Source organism: Antarctobacter sediminis (assembly GCF_019218285.1).
Classification (GTDB): Bacteria; Pseudomonadota; Alphaproteobacteria; order Rhodobacterales; family Rhodobacteraceae; genus Antarctobacter; species Antarctobacter sediminis.
This window is the reverse complement of record NZ_JAHUZG010000002.1, coordinates 981,505-1,004,669: the sequence shown is the minus strand read 5'-3', so window position 1 is coordinate 1,004,669 and position 23,165 is coordinate 981,505. Positions and strand designations below refer to the sequence as shown.

The window sequence follows — 23,165 nt, the reverse complement described above, 5'->3', positions numbered from 1 at the left end:
GGCGTTATTCCGCGGCTTTGCGGCTGATTGCCAGTTCGTCCAGATAGGCGCCCAGATCGTCCTTCAGCTCGTCCCGGGCAAGGCCGAAGGCGACGGTCGCCTGCAAGAACCCGGCCTTGGAGCCGCAGTCGAACCGCTGGCCGTTGAAGCGATAGCCGTAGACGCCGCTGGCGTTGATTTCCTTGTCGATGGCATCGGTCAGCTGAATTTCACCGCCTGCACCGGTGTTCGGGTTTTCGAGGTGATCAAAGACCTCTGGCGTCAGGATGTAACGGCCGATCACGGCAAGGTTCGACGGTGCCTTTTCAGCGGGCGGCTTTTCAACCATGCCCTTGACCTTGACCATGCGGCCCATGTCCTCGTCGATGTCCAGAACGCCATAGGCGCTGACCTTGTCGGTGGGGACTTCCATCGCGGCAACCATGCAGCCGCCGGTTTCCTGATACGCCTCGACCATTTGCTGAAGGCAGGGTTTGTCGGCGGCGATCACGTCGTCGGGCAGCATGACGGCAAAGGGTTCGTTGCCGACAAGCCGGCGGGCGCACCAGATCGCGTGACCAAGACCCAGCGGCTTGTGCTGGCGGATATAGGCGATCTGCCCGGATTCCATGTTCGTCGTTTCAAGGGTGCGCAGCAGGTCATCCTTGCCCTTGGCGCGCAGTTCGTCCTCCAGCTGGGGGGCGTGGTCGAAATAATCCTCAAGCGCGCTCTTGCCGCGCGAGGTGACAAAAATGAATTCCTCGATCCCGGCGGCGCGGGCCTCGTCGATCGCGTATTGAACCAGCGGGCGGTCCACCAGCGTCATGATTTCTTTTGGAACGGATTTGGTGGCGGGAAGAAAGCGGGTGCCAAGCCCTGCCACGGGAAAGATCGCCTTGGTGACTTTCTTTGTCATTACAGTCTCCATCTGTCTTCGCCATCTGGCCGGTGTGGCCGCATATGCGACCTGTTTATCCTACGGCGGGGCAAAAACCTTGGTAAAGTTGTGTTCCCAATATGTCGCGAAGGGTCTTGCGACCCACAGAGGCGCGCTATCCGCGCGGTTTCTGCACTCGCATAATCTCTGACGAGAGGCGAGAAGAAAAGTGCCGCAACCGGATCGCGGGGCCGCCCCGAAGGCTTTGCCCGAAAAGCCCACCGGACTGGAGCCATACCCCTTCGGGTAGGAAGCTCACCCGATGGCGCCGCGCCGTTGGGGAAAAGATGAAAAGGCTGACAATAGCCCCATCGCGAACCGCCTGCGCAGCCTTGGCACGCAGGCGCGCAGCCTGCCACGGGCGGCCCGCCAGATGCACGCGCGGGGCATCGGGGCGACCGGGGAAGGGGAGGAAGGCCTGTGTCGGGGCGGCCATCGGCGGGGTTTCGCCAAAGGTGCGGTTGTTGCCGTCACGCGCCCCGTGACGCAGGCTGCGCATCAGGCGCACCACGTCTGGAGGATCCAGCGGCCCGCGTTGCATGAACCGCAGCAAACGCTGGCGTTGGCCTTGTTCAAAGGCTTGCCATGCAGAGGATTGTTCGGCCTTCGGACAGTGTTTGCGCAGAAAGACCATCTGCGACGCGGCGATCTGGCCAAGGTCGCGCGGGCTGCGGTCGCGATTGCGGCGGGCGCTTTGTGCAAAACCATGATGGACCTGTGCCAAGGGCACCAACGCCGTGCGATGACCGGCTTGCGCAAGGCGCAGGTTCAGGTCTGTTTCATCAAGGTAAAAGCGAAAGGCCGGATCAAATCCGCCCAGCGAGGCCAGGATCTCTCGGCGCAGAGCCATATTGGTGCCTTCGGTCTTGACCGCGTGGCCCGGTGGCGCGTCGGGAACGGCGGGCGATGTATCCGGCAAAGTCAGGTCACGGGCCTGCCCGGTCACGTCGACGCTGCGCGCCCGCCACTGAAAAGAGATGCCATTGCGACCGATGACGTATCCGCCTGTGCAGGCGACGGCGGGGTCAGAAAACGGGCCGGTCAGATGCCGGAGCCAGAGCGGTTCCGGGATAGCGTCATCGTCGATGAAGGCGATTATTTCACCGCTTGCGGCGGATATGCCCAGATTTCGGGCGGCGGAAATATTCGCCTCGTCAAAGCGGAGCAGTTTGAAATGGCTTGCGTCGTGGCGGGCTGCCGTCGCGTCGGCGCCCGCGGGGCAGGCGACGACGATGACCTCGAAAGGCGCGTAGTCCAGTTGCGACACCCCGGTCAGGCACCGCATCAAGGCTGCCGGTCGGTCCCGGCTGACGATGACGATGCTGACCGGTAGGGTCACGAGTGTTCAGGCCTCTTTCAACTCCACACCCGGAGCGTAGGCGATGAAGAACGGATTGGCGAAACCTTCCTTGCCGTAGGCCAGCGGAGTGTGATCGTCGAAACGCACCACCCGACCGCCTGCGCCGTTCAGAACCGCGTGGCCCGCAGCGGTATCCCATTCCATCGTCCGGCCAAGGCGTGGATAGAGGTCGGCCTCACCGGTGGCCACAAGGCAGAACTTCAACGAGGAGCCGGCGCTGGTCATGTCCTTCACGCCATATTTTGCGATATAGTCGTCGGTGGCCTGATCGCGGTGCGATTTCGAGGCGACGACCATCAGCGCGCTGTTGTCCGGGTTGGTGACCTTGATCGGGGTGGTTTCGCCCACGGTTTCCAGTTCCAGCGCGCCGGTTTCCTCGACCGACTGGCCGACAGAGTTGGTGTAGAACATGCGGCCCTTGGCCGGAGCATAAACCACGCCGCGTGTCGGCACGCCGTCTTCGACCAGCGCGATGTTCACGGTGAAATCGCCGCGGCGCTTGATGAACTCCTTGGTGCCGTCCAGCGGATCGACGATCAAAAAGGTCTTGGCGGTGATGTCATGGCTGTCGGCCTGTTCCTCGGTGACCAGAGCCACGTCAGGGAAGGCCTCGCGCAGGCCCGCCGAAATCAGCGCATCGGCCGCTTCGTCCGCGACGGTGACCGGGCTGTTGTCGGATTTGACCATGACTTCGAAATCGTCGGAATTGTAGATCTCCATGATCTTCTCGCCTGCCTCCAGGGCAAGGCGGCGCATCACGGCGGTCAGTTCGGAATAATTCATGACAAGGCTCCAGTCCGCGCAGGGCCACGCGCGGATTTATTGATTTGAAAGCTCATGCGCCTTATGCTGCCGACAATCAAAAACGGCAAGTGTGCGGTCAATCGCAACATCGCACCCGGAGCAGGCAAGATGTTTCAGGTTTCACAACCCCGGTCCCGGCTGGGTTCGTTTGTCTACATACTTGAACTGATCTACCACAATTCCGTCCGCGCCGTCCGCAAGACTCATGGCAACGCCTTCATGGCGATCTTCATGAACATGCTCCAGACGATCATCTTCGTTCTGGCCTTTTACTTCATGTTCCAGATCCTCGGGATGCGCAGCACCGCTCTGCGGGGCGATTTCATGGTCTACATCATGACCGGCGTCTTTCTGTTCATGACGCATACCAAGACACTGGGCGCTGTCGCCGGGTCCGAGGGGCCGGCCAGTCCGATGATGCAGCATGCGCCGATGAATACGGCGATCGCCATCGCCTCGGCCATGATCTCGACCCTCTACATCCAGATCCTGTCGCTGGTGGCGATCCTGTTTGTCTATGACGTGGCCTTCAATCCTTTCGTCATGCAAGAGATCCACGATCCGATCGGTTGCATGGCCATGATCATCCTTTCGTGGTTTTCCGGCGGGGCGATCGGGCTGGTGTTTCTTGCGGCGAAACCGTGGTTTCCGACGCCGGTGGGAATCATTTCGACCATTTACCAGCGGGCCAATATGATCGCCTCAGGCAAGATGTTCGTGGCCAACACGCTGCCCAGCTACATGTTGGTGATGTTCGATTGGAATCCCCTGTTCCACACCATCGACCAGTCCCGGGGATACGCTTTCGTGGATTACAACCCCCGGAATTCCGACTGGGAATATGCTTTCTATCTGAGTATCATTTTGGTCATGATTGGTCTCATGGGTGAGTTCTACACCCGCAAACACGCTTCGGCCTCGTGGAGTGCGCGCCGCTGATGGTCTCGCTCCTCCGGGCTTTGGCGCGGATAGTTAAGGACGAGATAATGAATAGATTTGCGGCAATTTTGATCTGCCTCGCAGGCGCAGCTTCGGCACAGGATTTCCCTGCGCTGTATAATGTCACCGGCGTGGATGACGGCGATGTGTTGAACATGCGCACGCGGCCAACGGAAAACGGCACCGTGATCGGGGCGCTGGCCTTTGACGCCAAGCTGGTCGAAGTGATCGAAGAGGATGACGGCTGGGGCCGCGTCAACGTCGAGGGCCTGTCCGGTTGGGTTCCGCTGACTTCGATGGAACGTCTGGACGGCACGCAAATGCCCGCCGGTTACCAGTTCAAGTGTTTTGGCACGGAACCGTTCTGGAGCGCGACAGTCATTCAGGGGGACAAGATGACCTTTACGCGCCCCGATGATGACGACAAGGCCTTTACCGTCGGCGAACTGACAACCGCTGTCAGCCGTGATCACCCGCATGCCTTGCAAGGGTCCAAGTTGGGCGAAAACGTATCGCTTGTCGTGACACATGAGATCTGCACCGACGGGATGTCCGATTACCGGTTCGGGTTTTCCGGGACGGTCGTGATCGGCGGCTATGACACGCAGGTCTACACCGGCTGTTGCTCGCTCGATATGAACTGAGCGGAGGGACGGTGATGCTGCGATTGATCTGCACCTTGCTTGTGATCGGCAGCACCGCCGTTGCCCAGGACAGCTATCCACGCCTGCATGATGTTGTGGGCGTGGCGCCAGACGACGTGCTGAACGTCCGCGCCGGGCCGGGCGCCAGTCATCCCAAAGTGGGCGAATTGGCCCATGATGCCCGCGGGGTCGAGGTTGTGCGCGCCGAAGGCAATTGGGGTCAGGTCAATGTCGACGGCCTGCCGGGCTGGACCTCGTTGCGCTATCTTGCCCCGCGTGCCGACGGCGATCTGGCGAACACCCGCCGGGTGATCTGTGGCGGGACAGAGCCTTTCTGGGACGTCGATGTTTTTCAGGGCCAAAGCGCCACCGTGAAAACCCCGATGAACTACGACCCGGGCGAGGGGTTTTCGGCCGGGCTGTTCCAGCGGGCGTGGAATCCGTTGGAAAAATACGTTCTGCAAGGCACAGACGGGACGCGCGACCTGACCCTGATCATTGCCAAGACCTATTGCGACAATGGAATGTCCGATGATGAATACGGTTTTGACGCCACGCTGATCGTCTCCGGCCCCGACGGCTATGTCTTGTCCGGCTGTTGTGAACTGACGGACTAGCGCCCGGTCTATGTGACCACGCGCAGGGTCAGGTTGATGCGTCCGCCTTCCGGCAAGAGCGTGCTGGAACCGAACCGGATCCGATCGACGCTATGATGCGCCCTGCGCGCCGTGCCGCCCATCATCACCACGTCACCCGATTTCAACCAGATCGACTCGGTCTTGCCGCCGCGCTCGAGGTTGCCCATGCGAAACAGGCCTTCGTCCCCCAGTGAAACCGAAACGACCGGGCAAGTGAAATCCGTCTCGTCCGCGTCGCTGTGCATGCCCATCTTCGCGCCCTCGCCGTACCAGTTGATGAGGCAGCATTCCGGTTCGCGCGGGCAGTCAGACACCGTGTTCCAGATCGACAGAACCTCTTTGGGAATCGGGGGCCAGGGGGAGCCGTTGGGGTGATTCTCTTCGTAGCGATATCCGCGGGCATCACTGATCCAGCCAAAGCGTCCCGCCGCGCTCATCCTGACGGACATGGGGCCGCGCCGGGTGCTGGGGGTAAAGAGCGGTGCCCGAGCCAGAATTTTGCGCAATCGGGCCACCAGCTCCTCTTGCGCCGGGCGGTCAAGGAAGCCGGGGTATATGACAAAGCCTTTTTGCCGGATCGATGTCGCCATAAGGAGGTTGTCAAGGATTGCAGGCTAGATGCCAACCGGTGTTAGCAAGAAAGCCGTGAAATGCCGCCATCAGGACGCTTGCAGGCCTTCATACCCCTCCTTATATGTCCTCCGAACGCCGGGCACGCCCCCTAATGCGTGCCCAGCGACAACCATACGGGGCTGGATGCCGTAACGGGTCCGTCGCCTCGTGACATCGCCTTGAGAATGAAAGGGATCGAAACATGGGTAAAGTGATCGGTATCGACCTCGGGACCACCAACTCCTGCGTCGCCATCATGGATGGCAGCCAGGCCCGCGTGATCGAAAACTCCGAAGGTGCTCGCACCACCCCCTCCATCGTCGCCTTCACCGAAGATGAGCGACTTGTCGGCCAGCCCGCCAAGCGGCAGGCCGTGACCAACCCGGAAAACACCGTCTTTGCGGTGAAGCGCCTGATCGGCCGCCGCACCACCGACCCCGAAGTGACGAAGGACAAGGACATCGTTCCTTACAACATCGTCGACGGCGGCAACGGTGACGCGTGGGTTGAAATCCGCGGCGAGAAATTCTCGCCCTCGCAGATTTCCGCCTTCACTCTGCAAAAGATGAAGGAAACCGCCGAGAGCTATCTTGGCGAGGACGTGACCCAGGCGGTCATCACGGTTCCGGCCTACTTCAACGACGCCCAGCGTCAGGCGACCAAAGACGCCGGCAAGATCGCGGGCCTTGAAGTCCTGCGTATCATCAACGAACCGACGGCGGCCGCGCTGGCCTATGGTCTGGACAAGAAAGATTCGAAAACCATCGCGGTCTATGACCTTGGCGGCGGTACTTTCGACGTGACCATCCTTGAAATCGACGACGGCCTGTTCGAAGTGAAGTCGACAAACGGCGACACCTTCCTTGGTGGCGAAGATTTCGACATGCGGATCGTCAACTACCTGGCGGGCGAGTTCAAGAAAGAGCACTCGGTCGATCTGACCAAGGACAAGATGGCGCTTCAGCGTCTGAAGGAAGCCGCCGAAAAGGCCAAGATCGAGCTTTCCTCGGCCACGCAGACCGAAATCAACCAGCCGTTCATCTCGATGGGCGCCAATGGCCAGCCGCTGCACATGGTGATGAAGCTGACCCGTGCCAAGCTGGAAAGCCTTGTCGGTGACCTGATCAAGAACTCGATCAAGCCATGTCAGGCGGCGCTGAAGGACGCGGGTATCTCCAAGGACGAGATCGACGAAGTCGTTCTGGTCGGTGGTCAGACCCGTATGCCGAAAGTCATCGAAGAGGTGACCAAGTTCTTTGGCAAAGAGCCGCACAAGGGTGTGAACCCGGACGAAGTCGTCGCAATGGGCGCCGCCATTCAGGCCGGTGTTCTGCAAGGTGACGTCAAGGACGTGGTTCTGCTGGACGTGACCCCGCTGTCGCTGGGCATCGAAACGCTGGGTGGCGTGTTCACCCGCCTGATCGACCGCAACACGACGATCCCGACGAAGAAGTCGCAGATCTTCTCCACCGCCGAAGACAACCAGTCGGCCGTGACGATCCGCGTCTTCCAGGGCGAACGTGAGATGGCAGCCGACAACAAGATGCTGGGCCAGTTCAACCTTGAGGACATCCCGCCGGCGCCGCGCGGTATGCCGCAGATCGAAGTGACCTTCGACATTGATGCCAACGGCATCGTCTCGGTCGGTGCCAAGGACAAGGGCACCAACAAAGAGCAGAAGATCACCATTCAGGCATCGGGCGGTCTGTCGGACGACGATATCGAACGCATGGTCAAGGAAGCCGAGGACAACGCCGAGGCGGACAAGGCCCGCAAGGAGCTGGTCGAGGCCCGCAACCAGGCGGAAAGCCTTATCCACTCGACCGAGAAGTCGATCGAGGATCACGGCGACAAGGTCGATCCTTCGACCGTCGAAGCGATCGAACTGGCCGTCGCTGCGCTCAAGGATGACCTTGAAAAGGATGACATTACTGCCGAGAAGCTGAAGGCAGGCATCCAGAACGTGACCGAAGCGGCCATGAAACTGGGTGAAGCCATCTACAAGGCACAGGCCAGCGAAGGTTCTGACGAGCCCGAAGCCGCCGATGACGCCGCAGGCCCGGGCGACGATGACATCGTTGACGCGGACTTTGAGGATCTCGACGACAACAAGCGGGCGTAAGGCCATCGCCCTCGGAACCAATCTGGGGCCGGTCCGGACACCGGGCCGGCCCCATGACGTTCCGTAACCAGGAGGACGGTCATGTCCAAACGTGACTACTACGACGTGCTTGGCATCGAGCGGGGCGCCTCGGCGGACGAGATCAAGAAAGCCTACCGCAAGAAAGCCAAGGAACTGCACCCGGATCGCAACGCCGACAACCCGGATGCCGAATCGCAGTTCAAGGAAGCCAACGAAGCTTATGACGTCCTGAAGGACGCCGACAAAAAAGCGGCCTATGATCGCTTTGGTCACGCCGCCTTCGAAGGTGGCATGGGCGGCGGTCCGCGTCCCGGTGGCGGCATGGGCGGAAATGCCGATTTCGCCAGCGCCTTTTCGGATGTCTTTGACGATCTCTTCGGGGATTTCATGGGCGGACGTCAGGGCGGACGCCAGCGCGCGGCGCGCGGCGCCGACCTGCGCTATAACCTGCGCGTGACGCTGGAAGACGCCTATAACGGCCTGCAAAAGACAATCAAAGTGCCGACCTCGGTCCAATGCGATTCATGCAATGGATCGGGTGCTGAGGGCGGCGCGGAGCCAACGACCTGCCCCACCTGTTCGGGCATGGGCAAGGTGCGCGCCACCCAAGGGTTCTTTACCGTCGAACGGACCTGCCCGACCTGTTCGGGGCTGGGCCAGATCATCAAGAACCCCTGCAACACCTGTGGCGGCGCGGGCCGCGTGCAGAAAGAGCGCGCGCTTTCGGTCAACATCCCTGCCGGTGTCGAAACCGGCACCCGGATCCGGCTGGCCGGTGAGGGTGAGGCAGGCATGCGTGGCGGGCCTCCGGGCGACCTGTATATCTTTATCGAGGTCGAGCCGCATGAGATCTTTGAGCGTGACGGTGCCGAGCTGCACTGTCGGGTGCCCGTCGCGATGACCGTGGCGGCGCTGGGCGGCGACATTGAGGTGCCGACGATTGACGGCGGTCGCAGCCGGGTCAAGATCCCTTCGGGCAGCCAGTCGGGCCGGCAGATGCGTCTGCGCGGCAAGGGGATGCCCGCGCTGCGTGGCGGGGCGACCGGCGACATGTTCATCGAACTGGCGGTCGAAACACCGGTGAACCTGACCGCGAAGCAAAAAGAACTGCTGCGCGAATTCGAATCGCTGGCCGAGGACAACAACCCGGAATCGCACAGCTTCTTTACCTCGGTGAAGAATTTCTGGGACAGCATGAAAGGTTGAGTTTGGCCTTTCGGGGCCAAGCTGCGTTAACCTCTTGTTCACCAAGCCGGGCCACGATGTCGCCATGACACGTGGCCCTCATTTTTCCGATTCCCAGGCGGCGCTTTTTGACGCCGATGAGGTTGTGGCACGGCCCACACCCGGAGCGGACAAGCTGCCTTCTTATATCAAGGACCACCGCGCGCGCCTGCGTGAACGGTTTCTGGTGGGCGGGGCGGATGCTCTGCCGGACTATGAGATGCTGGAACTGGTGCTTTTCCGGGCGATCCCGCGGCGGGATGTAAAACCACTGGCACGGCAATTGCTGGATTGCTTCGGGGACTTCAACGGAGTCGTTTCAGCCCCGCTTCACCGCTTGCGAGAGGTCAAGGGCGTGGGCGAGGCAGTCGTCACCGAGCTGAAGATCGTCGAGGCTGCCGCACACCGGTTGGCGCAGGCCCGGGTGCTGCGCAAACAGGTGGTCAGCAGCTGGGACGCGCTGCTGGACTATTGCCAGACGACCATGGCGCATCGTGATACCGAACAATTCCGCATCCTCTTTCTTGACCGCAAGAACGTCCTGATCGCAGATGAACCACAAGCGCGCGGCACCGTCGATCACGTGCCCGTCTATCCCCGCGAGGTTGTCAAACGCGCGCTGGAATTGAACGCCTCGGCACTGATCCTCGTTCATAATCACCCGTCCGGCGATCCTACGCCCAGTCAGGCGGACATCGACATGACGGCGCAGATCCAACTGGCGGCAGATGCGCTTGGGATCACGCTGCACGATCACCTCGTCATCGGCAAATCGCGTGAGTTGAGCTTTCGCAGCGAAGGGTTGCTATAGACGCCTCAGCGCAGCCAGACTTCAACCCGGCGATTGACCTGTCGACCCCACGCACTGTCATCGCAGGCCATGGGAAGGGCCTCGCCATAGGCCTGCGTGCCGATTGTGACACGATCTAGATCGGCGGTTTCAGCCGCCGTCACAACTGCGTCACGGACGGCTTCGGCACGTCGCCGGGCGATATCCAGATTCGCTGACGCGGGGCCCACCCCATCGGAAAATCCGACAAACACCAGTTCCCGGCCATCGTGGACGCCGGTTTCCAGCGCATGGGCCAGTGCAAGCACGTTCGAGCGCGATTGCGCGTCCAGCTTAGAAGAACCTGTTTCGAAACGGAAGGTCGTGCTGAGGCGGCGCATCGGCGCCAGATCGGCCACCATCTCCTGAAGAACAACCAGCCCTTCCTCTCCCTCCGCCACGGCGATGGCATTGGCCAGACGGTCGCCCTGACGGTCGAGCGCGATTTCTTCGGGGGCCTGATCGACAAAGCCGGCACGGCGAATGGCCGCCTGCGCGGCGGGGCCGTGGCTGTAGGCAAGGAAATCACGCGCCAGTTTGGGCAGGCGCCGCGCGGGAGAATAGAGAAACATCGGCGCGGTCAGCGGGTAGTCTTCGGTCTTGATGCTGCTGCGCCCGGCGCGCAGCGTAAACCCGCAGGACCCGGTCAGGACTAGCGTTTTGGCCTGTCCGGTCTCGGTGAGGCTGGTCAACCCTATGCCGAAAGGGTCCGCCATGACCGCCCGGACCAGCGACCGGTTGTCGCCGTAGGGTCGGGTGGTTTCGGCCAGAACGCGCCGTTGAGGCCGGAGGAGGCGGTCCTGAAGGCCTTGCACCATACCGGCGCGGTTGTCCCGCAAGTGTACGGTGATGGGCGCGTCCGGCCCGCCGAGTTCGCTCCAGTTGCGGATTTCGCCGGCCAGGATGTCGACCACCTGCGCGATCGACAGGCGATCCAGCGGGTTGCCGGGGGCCACGATCGGCACCATGGCGTCCAGCGCCAGCACGCGGGAACGGTTGGCCTGCGTCAGGTCGCCCAGACCGGCCTCACGGGCCAGTACGGCCTCTTCGGGACGGATTTCGCGCAGGGCCATGGCAAGGTCGGCCTCATCCGCCAGCAAATCGGCAAAGCCGCGGTCCGTGTCGGTGTTGCGCAGCGTAAAGCGACCCAGCAGGCGGCCCGCCGTGCCTTCGTGCAGGGCATAGACCAGCGCCTCACCCTCGGTCCGTCGAGCGTCAAGCCCGTTGCGGCGGGCGAAATCCTCGATCAATGCGGGCAAGAGCGCGCGGCCAAGGGTGGCAGAACCTGAAAAAGTCACATCGGCCACGTAATCGGTCAGCGATGGACAGCCGATGCCGGTGCAGGTCACGCCTGACCCATCAACCGTCAATTCACCAAAGCGGGTTTCGATCCGGTAGAATTCGCCGTCAAAACCAAGAAGCGTTCCCCTGAGCGAAATCGAGCCATCGCGCGATTTCAGCGTGATGTCCTGCGCAAGGGCGATACCGGCCTGCAAAACAAAGAAAAGTGCGGCGAAAACCGCCGCACGATTGATCGACATGAAGTCCCCGTCACCCGTGTGTCATCTGCCCGCGATTGTCAGGTCTTCGACAAGGTTTTTCAACACCAGAAAGTCGCCCAAGGCGTCACATGCGGGCATCTCGATGGCAAGATCCCGGGTCCGCAGGTCTCCTCCCTCGCGGATTTCCAGCGTTTGCGCCTCGACCTTGGTGGCGCAGTTGAGATCGGTGACCTCTGCTTCGACCGACAACAGGATTTCGCCGCTGCGTTGTGCGGTCCCCGCAGGGAAAGAATAGACCTCGACCACAAGCGCATCCGGCGCGTCGGCCCTGCCAAGGCGGGTCAGGAAACCACCCTCGCCGCGTGCGGCAGCGGTCAGGTTGCCCGCGCTTGCGGCCCAGATGTGGCCTTCGCTGAAATACTCGGCCGAAAATTCCCGGGCATGCAATTGCAACCCGGCTTCGCCCTTCCACTGTACCGCCACGCGGTCGTAGAAGGGGAGCGAGCTGACGCCTGCGCTGGTCATGGCGCCGTCGCCGCCCGCGAAACTGGCGATAAAGACCGCTTGTTCGGCAAGCGCGGGTACGGTCAGGAAAAGCGTGCCGTCGGGCTGCATGACCTCGGTGAACATCATGCCCTGATGGTGGATGGTGACCCGTTCGCTGGCGCGACACGGAGCCGTCAACAGAACATCGACCATGGCCCCGGCGGCGGGGGTCGCGGTCATCGTCAGATCACAGGAAAACCCGGCCTCTTCGGGGGCTTCGGGCAGGGCAGTGTCGGGCAGGTCCGGTTCCACGGCGGCCTTGACCACCACTGGTTCCACAGGCAGCGGCGCTTCGGGGGCGCGGTCGGCGGGGATCAGTGGCACGACCGTGGCCGACGAGGTCGGCGTGATCGCGGAAATCTCCAGCTGGACATCGGGGGCCTTGGCGGCGCTTTGCGGCAGGGCGAACCCGTATTGCATCACGTAGCCGGTCCCAAGCGCGCAAGCCAGCGTTGCCGCACCAAGAACGTAACTGGAAAGCCGGGCCATGATCAGACTCCTGTCCTTTTCATTCGATCCCACGATGAGCGGGAAAGATGGCGCGCTTGGGGCGCGGTCGCGGAGTCATTTGGGCCTTTGTCGGGCCTTGGGGCCCCGATCGGGGGCCCCGGAGGGGATCAGCTCAGCTTGCCGTGGCAGTGCTTGAACTTCTTGCCGGACCCGCAGGGGCAAAGATCGTTCCGGCCCGGGTTGCCCCAGGTTTCCGGGTTGTTCTCGTCAAAGCCTTCGGCCGCAGAGGTCTGCGCCCCCGGTGCAGCGGCAGAGGCGTCACCTGCGGGGGCTGCGGCGGCTGCGGCCTGTTCCATCTGGCGGCGCATCTCTTCCTGCTGACGCCGCATTTCTGCGATCATCGCCTGTTGTTCCTCTTCGGACATCGGGCGGACCTTGCTCAGCTGCTCGGTCACGGTTTCACGCAGGCTGTCGAGCATGTTCTCGAACAACTGGAAGGATTCGTTCTTGTATTCGTTCAGCGGATCCCGCTGGGCGTAGCCCCGGAAACCCACGACAGAGCGCAGGTGTTCCAGCGTCAGAAGGTGTTCACGCCACTTGCCGTCGATGGCTTGCAGGACAACCTGCTTTTCGATCTGGCGCATGGTGTCGGGACCAAAGGCCTCGGTCTTTTCGGCCATCATGGCGTCGCTGGCTTCGACCAGACGTTCGCGGATCACGTCCTGATCCACGCCGTCCTCTTCGGCCCAGCCGATGATCGGCAGATCCATGCCCAGTTTTTCCAGCACGGCCGCATAAAGACCGGTCATGTCCCACTGGTCGGCATAGGCCTTGGGCGGGGCATAAACATCGACCAGATCGTCGATCACCTCGTGACGCATATCGGTCGTGATCTCGCTGACGTCCTGCGATTCCATGATCTCGCGGCGTTGGCCGAAAATCACCTTCCGCTGGTCGTTCATCACGTCGTCGAACTTCAACAGTTGTTTGCGGATGTCGAAGTTGCGCCCCTCGACCTTCGCCTGAGCCCGTTCCAGCGACTTGTTCACCCACGGGTGAACGATGGCTTCGCCTTCTTTCATGCCCAGCGAGGACAGCACCTTGTCCAGCCGTTCCGAACCGAAAATGCGCATCAGGTCATCTTCGAGCGACAGGAAGAAGGACGACCGGCCCGGATCCCCTTGACGGCCCGAACGGCCGCGCAGCTGGTTGTCGATCCGGCGCGATTCATGGCGCTCGGTGGCTAGAACGAACAATCCGCCCGCGTCCTTGACCGCCTGTTCGTCGGCCTTGTGCTGGGATTCGATCTCGGCCCGGATTTCGTCGGGGTGGCGGTCGGGATTGGCGGCGATGGCCTCCATCACCTTGAACTCCACGTTACCGCCCAGCTTGATGTCGGTCCCGCGGCCCGCCATGTTGGTTGCAATCGTCACCGCGCCCAGCTTGCCGGCATCGGCGACGATCTGCGCCTCCTGCTCGTGCTGTCGAGCGTTGAGCACGTTGTGTTTCAACCCGGCCTGCGTGAGCATCATGCTCAGCATTTCCGATTTCTCGATCGAGGTGGTGCCCACCAGAACCGGCTGGCCCTTTTCATGTGCCTTGCGGATTTCCTCGACGATGGCTGCGTATTTCTCGGCGCCGGTGCGATAGACGGCGTCATCCTCGTCGATCCGCGAAATCGGCAGGTTTGTCGGGATCTCGACCACGCCCAGACCGTAGATTTCCGAAAATTCCTCGGCCTCGGTGGCGGCGGTGCCGGTCATGCCGGACAACCGGTCATACAGGCGGAAATAGTTCTGGAAGGTCACGCTGGCCAGCGTCACGTTCTCGGGCTGGATGTTGCAGCCTTCCTTGGCTTCGATGGCCTGATGCAGACCGTCGGACAGGCGGCGCCCCGCCATCATCCGGCCGGTAAATTCGTCGATCAGGACAACTTCGCCGTCGCGAACGATATAGTCCTTGTCCTTGGTGAACAGCTTGTGCGCGCGGATCGCCTGATTGACGTGATGCACGATGGTCGTGCTTTCGGGATCATAAAGGCTTTGCCCCTCTTCCAGCAGCCCGCGCTGTTGCAGGATCTGTTCGAGGTATTCGTTGCCTTCGTCGGTGAAGGTGACGTTCCGGGTCTTTTCATCGACGGTATAGTGATCCTCGGCCAGTTCCGGGATCAGCTTGTCGATGGTCTGATACAGCTCGCTGCGGTCGTCCGAGGGGCCGGAGATGATCAGAGGCGTCCGCGCCTCGTCGATCAGGATCGAGTCAACTTCGTCCACCACGGCGAAATAATGGTCGCGCTGGAACATCTGATCCAGCTCGGACTTCATGTTGTCGCGCAGATAGTCAAAGCCCAGTTCGTTGTTCGTCGCGTATGTGATGTCGCAGGCATAGGCCTGTTTCTTCTCGTCATCGGGCTGACGCGGATAGACCACGCCGGTCGACAGGCCCAACGCGGTGTAGACATTGCTCATCCATTCGGCATCACGCTTGGCGAGATAGTCGTTCACGGTGACGATATGCACGCCCTTGCCGGTCAGCGCGTTCAGATAGGCTGGGAAGGTCGCGACCAGCGTCTTGCCCTCACCGGTCTTCATCTCGGCGATATTGCCCTGATGCAGAAAGATACCGCCCATCAGCTGCACGTCGAAGGCGCGCAGGCCCAGTGCCCGCTTGGCGGCCTCGCGGCAGTTGGCAAAGGCCTCGGGCAGCAGCGAGTCGAGGCTTTCGCCCTTTTCGATCCGCTCCTTGAATTCCTGACTTTTGGCGATCAGACCCGCGTCGTCGAGTTTCTCGAACTCCGGCTCCAGCGCGTTGATCTTCTGCACCAGCGGGCGAACCGCCTTGATCTTGCGGTCGTTCGGCGTTCCGAACACCTTGCGCGCGATTTTTCCCAGCATGGTCTGTCGTACCTGTTTCCAGCGTCAAGTGCGGCATCTGCTTGCCCGCCTCGCACATGAGCCATATGACGGAACGAAAAGACCGGCCTCGCAGAGCCTTCCGGGCATGTAAGGGGACGGCTGTACAGTGTCAACGCCGCCCAGGGACGCGGCACCGATCAAGAGGAAGAACCGATGTCGAAAACCCTCATGAAATTGTCCGCAGCGGCGATTGCGCTTTGCGTCGCCCTGCCGGTTGCGGCCCAGGATGCAGATACACCCGCCGAGGTGACCATCGATACCGTGGTTGCCACCGTGAACGGCAAGGACATCACCTTTGGCCACATGCTGATGGCGCGGGCCTCGCTGCCCGAGCGATTCCAGCAGGCGCCGACCGATCAGCTGTGGGAAGGTCTGCTGGAACGCCTGATCCAGTACGAAGTGCTGGCCCAGTCCGACAAGGGTGACGAAACCTTCCGCGTCGCGCTGGCGCTGGACAATGAAAAGCGCGAGCTCATGGCCGCCGAAGCCATGCAGGCCGTGGCCGATGCCGCCGTCACCGACGAGGCGATTGCTGCCGCCTACAAGGCCGACTACGTGGATGCGGATCTGGGGCTGGAATACAACGCCTCGCACATTTTGGTCGAGACCGAGGAAAAGGCCAAGGAACTGGTCGAAGAACTGAATGGCGGCGCGGATTTCGCGGAACTGGCCCGTGCCAATTCCACCGGCCCGACCGGCCCCAACGGCGGCCTTCTGGGCTGGTTCGGCAAGGGGCGCATGGTCAAACCCTTCGAAGACGCCGTGGCCGGTATGGAGGCGGGTGATGTTTCTGCCCCGGTCCAGACGCAGTTCGGCTGGCATGTCATCAAGCTGAATGAAACCCGTGCCATCGACGCGCCCGAGCTTGAAAAAGTGCGCGGCCAGATCGAACAGCAACTGCGTCAGGATGCGGTTCAGGCCTTCATCAAGGAACAGACCGAGGCAGGCGAGGTCTCGCGCTTCGACTATTCCAAGGTCGATACCTCGATCCTGAACAACCTCGGCCTGTTGGCGGACTGATCCGATGCCTCCCCGGTCCCCGCTTGCCCCCGCAGAGTTTCCCGCGCTCCCGATCATCGGGGGCGTGCGTTTCGCCATCGCCGAAGCGGGGGTCCGTTACAAGGGCCGCCCGGACGTGATGCTGGCGCTGCTCGACCCGGGCAGCGTGGTGGCCGGGGTGTTTACCCGCTCGGCCACCCGTTCCGCCAATGTGCTGGATTGCCAGGCCAAGATCGGCGCAGACAGCGCCGCAGGGGCCGCCATCATCGTCAATTCGGGCAACTCCAACGCCTTCACCGGTCGCGCCGGCGAAGGTTCCGTCGCCGCCATCTGTGCGGCGGTGGCCGAACGCACTGGTCTTCCGGCGGCGCGCGTCTTCACCTCTTCGACCGGGGTGATCGGCGAACGCCTGCCGCATGACCGCATCACGGCCAAGCTCGACGAGCTGCATGCCGCGCTCTCGCCCGAGGGCATGGCCGATGCCGCCCGCGCGATCATGACAACGGATACCTTCCCCAAGGCCGCCACGGCGGAAATCGAGGTGGACGGCAAGACAGTGCGCATCGCGGGCATCGCCAAAGGATCCGGCATGATCGCACCCGATATGGCGACCATGTTGGTCTATATCTTCACCGATGCGCGGATTCCGCGCGCCGAACTGCAATCCATGGTGTCCGAACTGAACGACAAGACGTTCAACAATATCACCGTGGACAGCGACACCTCGACCTCGGACACGCTGTTGATGGCGGCGACCGGCGCGTCGGGAGTCGATGTCACCTGGAATGCGGAATTCACCCAGGCGCTCTATGGCGTGATGCTCGATCTCGCCCATCAGGTCGTGCGCGATGGCGAAGGCGCGACCAAGTTCGTGACCGTGCATGTCTCTGGCGCCGCAAGTGAATCCGATGCGCGCACCCATGCATTGGCCATTGCCAACTCGCCGTTGGTCAAAACCGCGCTGGCGGGTGAGGATCCGAACTGGGGTCGCATCGTCATGGCTGTCGGCAAGTCCGGCGCCGCCGCTGACCGCGACCTGCTCTCGATCCGTTTCGGTGACATCACTGTGGCCGAAAAAGGCTGGGTCGCCGAAAGCTATCGCGAGGAACAGGGCGCAACCTATTTCAAAGGTCAGGAAATCGACATCAACGTCGACATCGGCCTCGGGCAGGGGCAGGCGACCGTCTGGACCTGCGACCTGACCCACGGCTACATCCAGATCAACGCCGATTACCGGTCCTGATCCAATCCGGGGGGGGCCAAAACGCCCCCCTTTCTTCTGTCCTGAAATATCCCGGGGAGCGCGAGGGGCTGGCCCCTCGCCCTGTCCGCCCAGCAAGAGCGCACCGCAGCATGAAGATCATCCTCGTCTCCGCCGTCGCCCTGATCGATGCCGATGGCCGTGTCCTTCTCGCTCAACGTCCCGAAGGCAAAAGCATGGCCGGTCTCTGGGAGTTCCCCGGCGGCAAGGTCGAGGCGGGCGAAAGCCCCGAGGCCGCGCTGATCCGAGAATTGCACGAGGAACTGGGAATCGAAACCTGGTCCAGTTGCCTTGCGCCGCTGACTTTCGCCTCGCACGCCTATGATGATTTCCATTTGCTGATGCCGCTTTTCGCGTGCCGCAAATGGGGTGGCATTCCGCAATCAAAAGAGGGGCAGGCTTTGAAATGGGTGCGCAAGGAAGACCTGCGCAGCTATCCCATGCCGCCTGCCGATATTCCCCTGATCCCGATTCTCAGGGACTGGCTTTGATCAAGCGGCATTGCCCGGATTTCTGCCTATCGGTCGGCGTTGATCGGTAACTGCCTGAAAATTGGTCGCCTTTGCCTGCGACTTTGGCACAATTGCGTCATTTTTGTGACGCGAGGGCGTAGAACTGTTTCCACATTCGCTCTAGATTTTAGGCAATGGGACACTTGGAGACGCGTTATGCTCAAGACAATCGTGATCGGTAGTTGTGTGTCAGTTCAGGGCTTTCTGGAAAAGACCTTTCCCGATGGCCGTATCTCTGTCCGTGTCGGGCAGAATGTTTATGTCGGCAAGCCCGCCGGATAATTAGCCGGATTTTCGATCCGGCCAGAGTCAGTTTGCGGGGGCAGGGCGGTGCGCTGTCCCCGTTTTCAATTTCAGGGCGTCCAATTCAGCCGCCATGTCGTCGGCCAGATCGTTCAGCGCTTCTGGTGCAATCGCCCGCTGTGCTTCGATCCGCAAGGCGGTCAGATTGGCCTGAAAACGGCGGGCCAGACGTTTTGTATCCGCGTCCGCCGGCAGTTCGCCCGCGGTTTTGGCCGCTTCGAATGCGGCACGGAAATGTTCCGTCATATCGTCGAGGTAACCACGCGCCTTTTCACTAAGGGCGGCTTCTCCGGCGGTGGTTTCCAGCATCGTGCGTACGACCATGCAGGCCTGTCGCCGGGGATCGTCCAGTTCGGCCTTGGCAAAGGATCGCAGGAACTGCGCAAGCGCATCCAGTGGCGAGCCGTCTTGGGCAAGCAGGGTCTGTAACACCTGCGTATTGCGCTGGTAGTAACGCTCCAGCACTGTCAGAAACAGCGCCTCCTTGCTTTTGAAGGCCGCATAGATGCTGCCGGGCTTCATTCGCAAAGCGCCTTCCAGATCCTTCAAAGAGGTGGCGTGATAGCCTTTTCGCCAGAATAGCGTCAGGGCAGCATCCAGTGCTGTATCGCGGTCATAGGGGCGTGCGCGTGTCATGTAGGGGATATAGGGCCAAATCGCTCTGTTGTCGTGGCCTTGTGATCCCGGCTCACGTTTGAGTGATTGCTCAAAATCGTCATTGAGTGATCACTCAAGTTGACTATGTCTCGTTCATCGACGGACCAGCCCGGTTCGCCCAAAGGAGAGACTGATGACCGATTTCACCTTCCACGATGAAACCACCGCCCCCGACGCCTCCAAGCCGTTGCTGGAAAAATCCAAGGCCGCGTTTGGCCGTCTCCCGGGGTTGCACAAGGTGATGGCGGAATCGCCTGAGTTCCTCGAAGCCTACCAGACGCTGCACGCCCTGTTTCAAAAGACCAGCTTCGACAAGGACGAACTGACCGTCGTCTGGCAGGCGATCAACGTGGAAAACGAATGCCATTACTGCGTTCCCGCGCACACTGGCATTGCCAAGCAGATGGGCGTTGACGATGCCGTTATCAACGCGCTGCGGGACGAAACCCCTTTGCCCACGTCCAAGCTGGAGGCGCTGCGGACCTTCACGCTGCAACTTGTGCGCCAGCGCGGTTTCGTGGCGGACGAAGACGTGCAGGCTTTCCTTGACGCAGGCTATACCCGTCAGAACATCCTCGAAGTGATCCTTGGCTACAGCCAGAAGATCATGTCGAACTACACCAACCACCTTGCCAAGACTCCGGTGGACAAAGTGTTCGAAAAATTCGCCTGGACCAAGACTGACAAGGCGGCCTGATCGCCGCCTTACCGATATGAACGCAAAAGGCCGGCGCGATGCGCCGGCCTTTCTGGTTTGATATGCCCAAGTGTCAGTCGAGCGTCCGTTCGATCTCTTCGCGCTCGAAGATTTCGATGACGTCGCCGGGGCGGATGTCGTCGTAGTTCTCAAAGGCCATGCCGCATTCCTGGCCCGACTGGACCTCGGCAACTTCATCCTTGAAGCGCTTGAGCGTCTTCAGCGTGCCTTCGTGGATCACCACGTCGTCGCGCAGCAGGCGCACACCGGCCGACCGGCGGGCGACACCTTCGGTGACGAGACAGCCGGCAACCTTGCCGACGTTGGACACCTTGAAGACTTCCTTGATCGAAGCGTAACCGATGAAGTTCTCGCGGATTTCGTTCGACAGCAGGCCCGAGGCCGCCGCTTTCACATCGTCGACGAGATCGTAGATCACCGAATAGTACCGGATTTCCACGCCCTTTTGGTTGGCCGCGTTCCGTGCGGGTGCATTGGCACGCACGTTGAAGCCGATCACCGGACAGCCCGACGCTTCTGCAAGGCCGACGTCGGTCTCGGTGATCGCGCCCACGCCATAGTGGATCACGCGCACGCGGACCTCGTCGTTGCCGACTTTTTCCAGCGCCTGAACGATGGCTTCGGACGACCCCTGCACGTCGGCTTTGACGATAACGGGCAGTTCGCTGACGTTCTCGTCGTCTTTCGCCTTTTGCAGCAACTGGTCCAGCGTGGTGGCCGCACCGGCGGCGGCACGCTTTTCCTTGGCCAGATTGGCGCGGTACTCGGCGATCTCGCGGGCCTGTGCCTCGGTCTCGACAACGTTGAGAACGTCGCCTGCCTCGGGGGTGCCGTTGAGACCCAGAACTTCGACCGGAACCGACGGGCCAGCCTCTTTGACGCGCTCGCCCTTGTCGTTGATCAGCGCACGGACCTTGCCGTACTGCTCACCCACTACAAAGATGTCACCCTGTTTCAGGGTGCCGCGCTGCACCAGAACGGTGGCAACGGGGCCGCGACCCACGTCCAGCTGTGCCTCGATCACGGCACCTTCGGCGGCGCGGTCGGGGTTGGCTTTCAGTTCAAGGATCTCTGCCTGAAGCGCGATGGCTTCCAAGAGTTCGTCGAGGCCCTGACCGGTGATGGCCGAAACTTCGACATCTTGCACTTCACCCGAAAGCTCTTCGACGATGACTTCGTGTTGCAGCAGGTCGGTCCGGACCTTGGTCGGGTTGGCCGAGGGCTTGTCGACCTTGTTGATCGCCACGATCATCGGCACTTCGGCCGCCTTGGCGTGGTTGATCGCCTCGATCGTCTGCGGCATCACCGCGTCGTCGGCAGCGACGACCAGAACGACGATATCCGTCACCTGGGCCCCGCGCGAACGCATCGAGGTAAAGGCCGCGTGGCCGGGCGTGTCGAGGAAGCTGAGGACCGCACCGCTGTCAGTGGTCACCTGATAGGCACCGATGTGCTGGGTGATGCCGCCGGCTTCGCCCGCGGTCACCTTCGCATCGCGGATCGCATCCAGAAGCGAGGTCTTGCCGTGGTCGACGTGGCCCATGATCGTGATGACCGGGGGCCGCGGCTTCAGGTCTTCGTCCTTGTCCTCGACTTCCTTGATGACGTCTTCGACGTCAGCGTCAGAGACACGGGTCACCCGGTGGCCGAATTCCTCAATGATGAGTTCGGCGGTATCGGCGTCGATGGTCTGGTTCTGGGTCGCCATGATGCCGTTCTGCATCAGGGACTTGACCACATCGGCGACCTTTTCGGTCATCCGGTTCGCCAGTTCTGCAACGGTAATGGCTTCGGGCAGCTGAACGTCGCGCGTGACCTTTTCACGGTTCTGCGCGCCACCCATGGCCTTTTGACGGGCACGTTCCTGCTTGCGCTTCATCGAAGCCAGAGACTTCTGACGCCCGCCTTCGCCGCCAAGGGCCTGATTCAGGGTCAGCTTGCCCGAACGACGGTTGCCGTCGTCGCGGCCACGGCCACGGCCACGATTCTGGTCGTCGCGGTTGTCGCGTTCCGGAGCGCGGCGCGGGGCCTCGTCCTTTTTGGGCTTGGCGCGGGCCTGATCGTCGGCCTTGGGCGCAGGCTGTGCGGCAGCCGCGGCAGCCGCTTTGGCGGCTTCCTCGGCTTCGCGCTTCTTGCGCTCTTCTTCCTCGGCCTTGCGCTTCAGCGCTTCCTCGGCTTCGCGCTGTTCGCGCTCTTTCTGTTCTTTCTCGGCGCGGAGGCGCTCACGCTCTTCGGCGCGGGCCTTTTCCTCGGCTTCGCGTTTGGCGGTTTCTTCCGCCTCGCGGGCCTTCGCGGCCTGCAATGCCTTCAGGCGGCGTTCCATCTCGGCGTCCGAGATGCCAGCCGGGCGCTTGCCGCCCGATCCACCAACCGGGCCGCCCTTGCCGCCCGCACCACCGGCGCCGGGCTTCGGCACCACGACGCGCTTGCGCTTGGTCTCCACCACGACGTTCTTGGTGCGGCCATGGCTAAAGCTCTGCTTTACGCTCCCGGAACGGGGACCGCCACCACGCACACCCAAGGTCTTTTTACCGTCGTTATCGCTCATAAAGCTTCTTCATCCTTTCCGGTGGCCCCTGCCACCGCGATCCGCGTCAGATCCGACGCGTACACCCTTCAAGCGTTGGGCTTCCTCTACAATACGCGGCACGAGTCCGCCAGAGCCTAGCGCCGCATGTATGACAGTTTGTCGACCGAAGGCCGCGCCAAGCTCGTCTGCCGTCAACCAACCGATGTACCGCCCGCCATATGGCGTGGACAGTTTCGACTTGCCTCGTCCCGATCCGTCTTCGGCCTGGATCAATACAGAGGCCTCTTCCATCTGAAGCCAGGACTTGACCTTCTCATAGCCCGAGACGGCCTCGCCCGACTTGCGCGCCAATGAAATCAGGTCAACGACCCGTTTCACCAGCATCTGTTCGATCAGATCGGACAGCCCGTCGGGGACTTTCACAGGCTGTTTCATGGCCCGGCTGAAAAGCCCCTTTGCGGCTGCCTTCTCGATAGCCGCCCGGTTGGCGGACACATATAGTCCGCGTCCGGGCAATTTACCAGCCAGATCCGGCACGATCCGTCCGTCCGGGCCCAGGACAAAGCGGATCAGCCCGTCTTTCGGTTGCACCTCGCCGGTGGCGATGCACTTCCGTTCGGGTCCGTCGTCCTGGGTTTTGGCCCGTCCGCCGCGAGTCATGCT

21 protein-coding genes are annotated in these 23,165 nt (G+C 61.7%); 11 read left to right on the top strand and 10 right to left on the bottom strand.

What is annotated here, in order from left to right:
- Positions 1-4: 4 nt before the first annotated feature.
- The 3 genes from galU to cysQ all read right to left on the bottom strand — a co-directional run bounded on the left by galU (position 5) and on the right by cysQ (position 3,059).
- Complete coding sequence (galU, locus tag KJP30_RS12760; RefSeq protein ID WP_218449657.1) at positions 5-895, bottom strand: UTP--glucose-1-phosphate uridylyltransferase GalU; 891 nt, start codon at positions 893-895, stop codon at positions 5-7.
- 136 nt (positions 896-1,031) lie between these two features.
- Positions 1,032-2,255, bottom strand: a complete 1,224-nt coding sequence (locus KJP30_RS12755; protein WP_218449656.1) for a glycosyltransferase family 2 protein — start codon at positions 2,253-2,255, stop codon at positions 1,032-1,034.
- A gap of 6 nt (positions 2,256-2,261) precedes the next feature.
- Positions 2,262-3,059: a 3'(2'),5'-bisphosphate nucleotidase CysQ gene (gene cysQ, locus KJP30_RS12750; protein ID WP_218449655.1), complete on the bottom strand. Its 798-nt coding sequence runs from the start codon at positions 3,057-3,059 to the stop codon at positions 2,262-2,264.
- Positions 3,060-3,188: 129 nt separating this feature from the next.
- Here cysQ and KJP30_RS12745 point away from each other — a divergent pair, with 129 nt between their 5' ends.
- The 3 genes from KJP30_RS12745 to KJP30_RS12735 are packed head-to-tail and all read left to right on the top strand — an operon-like array spanning position 3,189 to position 5,280.
- Positions 3,189-4,019, top strand: coding sequence for an ABC transporter permease (locus KJP30_RS12745; protein WP_218449654.1), 831 nt, complete (start codon positions 3,189-3,191; stop codon positions 4,017-4,019).
- Between the two features lie 47 nt (positions 4,020-4,066).
- On the top strand, positions 4,067-4,663 hold the full coding sequence (locus KJP30_RS12740) for a COG3650 family protein (protein ID WP_218449653.1): 597 nt from the start codon (positions 4,067-4,069) through the stop codon (positions 4,661-4,663).
- 14 nt (positions 4,664-4,677) lie between these two features.
- Positions 4,678-5,280: an SH3 domain-containing protein gene (locus KJP30_RS12735; protein WP_218449652.1), complete on the top strand. Its 603-nt coding sequence runs from the start codon at positions 4,678-4,680 to the stop codon at positions 5,278-5,280.
- A gap of 8 nt (positions 5,281-5,288) precedes the next feature.
- On the opposite strand, the gene KJP30_RS12730 is transcribed toward KJP30_RS12735, so the two are convergent.
- Positions 5,289-5,891 (bottom strand): alpha-ketoglutarate-dependent dioxygenase AlkB family protein, encoded by a 603-nt coding sequence (locus KJP30_RS12730; protein ID WP_218449651.1) that lies wholly within the window; start codon positions 5,889-5,891, stop codon positions 5,289-5,291.
- Positions 5,892-6,115: 224 nt separating this feature from the next.
- Here KJP30_RS12730 and dnaK point away from each other — a divergent pair, with 224 nt between their 5' ends.
- From dnaK to radC, 3 genes are all read left to right on the top strand, one after another.
- Entirely contained in the window at positions 6,116-8,035 is a 1,920-nt protein-coding gene (gene dnaK, locus KJP30_RS12725) for a molecular chaperone DnaK (RefSeq protein WP_218449650.1), read from the top strand.
- Between the two features lie 81 nt (positions 8,036-8,116).
- On the top strand, positions 8,117-9,262 hold the full coding sequence (dnaJ, locus tag KJP30_RS12720) for a molecular chaperone DnaJ (RefSeq protein WP_218449649.1): 1,146 nt from the start codon (positions 8,117-8,119) through the stop codon (positions 9,260-9,262).
- 64 nt (positions 9,263-9,326) lie between these two features.
- Positions 9,327-10,091, top strand: a complete 765-nt coding sequence (radC, locus tag KJP30_RS12715; protein WP_218449648.1) for a RadC family protein — start codon at positions 9,327-9,329, stop codon at positions 10,089-10,091.
- Positions 10,092-10,096: 5 nt separating this feature from the next.
- Here the strand turns inward: radC and KJP30_RS12710 are convergent, their stop codons facing one another.
- From KJP30_RS12710 to secA, 3 genes are all read right to left on the bottom strand, one after another.
- On the bottom strand, positions 10,097-11,650 hold the full coding sequence (locus KJP30_RS12710; RefSeq protein WP_218449647.1) for a phosphate ABC transporter substrate-binding/OmpA family protein: 1,554 nt from the start codon (positions 11,648-11,650) through the stop codon (positions 10,097-10,099).
- Between the two features lie 21 nt (positions 11,651-11,671).
- The gene (locus tag KJP30_RS12705) at positions 11,672-12,646 is read right to left on the bottom strand and encodes a translocase (protein WP_218449646.1); all 975 of its coding nucleotides are present in this window, start codon (positions 12,644-12,646) and stop codon (positions 11,672-11,674) included.
- A 128-nt stretch (positions 12,647-12,774) separates the two neighbouring features.
- A complete protein-coding gene (gene secA / locus KJP30_RS12700; RefSeq protein ID WP_218449645.1) occupies positions 12,775-15,501 on the bottom strand; it encodes a preprotein translocase subunit SecA in 2,727 nt (908 codons plus the stop codon).
- A 189-nt stretch (positions 15,502-15,690) separates the two neighbouring features.
- Here secA and KJP30_RS12695 point away from each other — a divergent pair, with 189 nt between their 5' ends.
- The 4 genes from KJP30_RS12695 to KJP30_RS25090 all read left to right on the top strand — a co-directional run bounded on the left by KJP30_RS12695 (position 15,691) and on the right by KJP30_RS25090 (position 18,576).
- The gene (locus tag KJP30_RS12695) at positions 15,691-16,542 is read left to right on the top strand and encodes a peptidylprolyl isomerase (RefSeq protein ID WP_246594482.1); all 852 of its coding nucleotides are present in this window, start codon (positions 15,691-15,693) and stop codon (positions 16,540-16,542) included.
- Positions 16,543-16,546: 4 nt separating this feature from the next.
- Positions 16,547-17,764: a bifunctional glutamate N-acetyltransferase/amino-acid acetyltransferase ArgJ gene (gene argJ, locus KJP30_RS12690; RefSeq protein ID WP_218449643.1), complete on the top strand. Its 1,218-nt coding sequence runs from the start codon at positions 16,547-16,549 to the stop codon at positions 17,762-17,764.
- A 110-nt stretch (positions 17,765-17,874) separates the two neighbouring features.
- A complete protein-coding gene (locus tag KJP30_RS12685) occupies positions 17,875-18,273 on the top strand; it encodes a (deoxy)nucleoside triphosphate pyrophosphohydrolase (protein ID WP_218449642.1) in 399 nt (132 codons plus the stop codon).
- Between the two features lie 177 nt (positions 18,274-18,450).
- Positions 18,451-18,576, top strand: a complete 126-nt coding sequence (locus KJP30_RS25090; RefSeq protein WP_261331941.1) for a hypothetical protein — start codon at positions 18,451-18,453, stop codon at positions 18,574-18,576.
- Positions 18,577-18,603: 27 nt separating this feature from the next.
- On the opposite strand, the gene KJP30_RS12680 is transcribed toward KJP30_RS25090, so the two are convergent.
- Positions 18,604-19,233, bottom strand: coding sequence for a TetR/AcrR family transcriptional regulator (locus KJP30_RS12680; protein ID WP_218449641.1), 630 nt, complete (start codon positions 19,231-19,233; stop codon positions 18,604-18,606).
- 154 nt (positions 19,234-19,387) lie between these two features.
- Here KJP30_RS12680 and KJP30_RS12675 point away from each other — a divergent pair, with 154 nt between their 5' ends.
- Positions 19,388-19,951, top strand: coding sequence for a carboxymuconolactone decarboxylase family protein (locus tag KJP30_RS12675; RefSeq protein WP_218449640.1), 564 nt, complete (start codon positions 19,388-19,390; stop codon positions 19,949-19,951).
- 73 nt (positions 19,952-20,024) lie between these two features.
- Here the strand turns inward: KJP30_RS12675 and infB are convergent, their stop codons facing one another.
- Together infB and KJP30_RS12665 are read right to left on the bottom strand one after the other, a co-directional pair.
- The gene (infB, locus tag KJP30_RS12670; RefSeq protein WP_218449639.1) at positions 20,025-22,520 is read right to left on the bottom strand and encodes a translation initiation factor IF-2; all 2,496 of its coding nucleotides are present in this window, start codon (positions 22,518-22,520) and stop codon (positions 20,025-20,027) included.
- Between the two features lie 9 nt (positions 22,521-22,529).
- Positions 22,530-23,162, bottom strand: a complete 633-nt coding sequence (locus KJP30_RS12665) for an RNA-binding protein (protein ID WP_218449638.1) — start codon at positions 23,160-23,162, stop codon at positions 22,530-22,532.
- Positions 23,163-23,165: the final 3 nt, after the last annotated feature.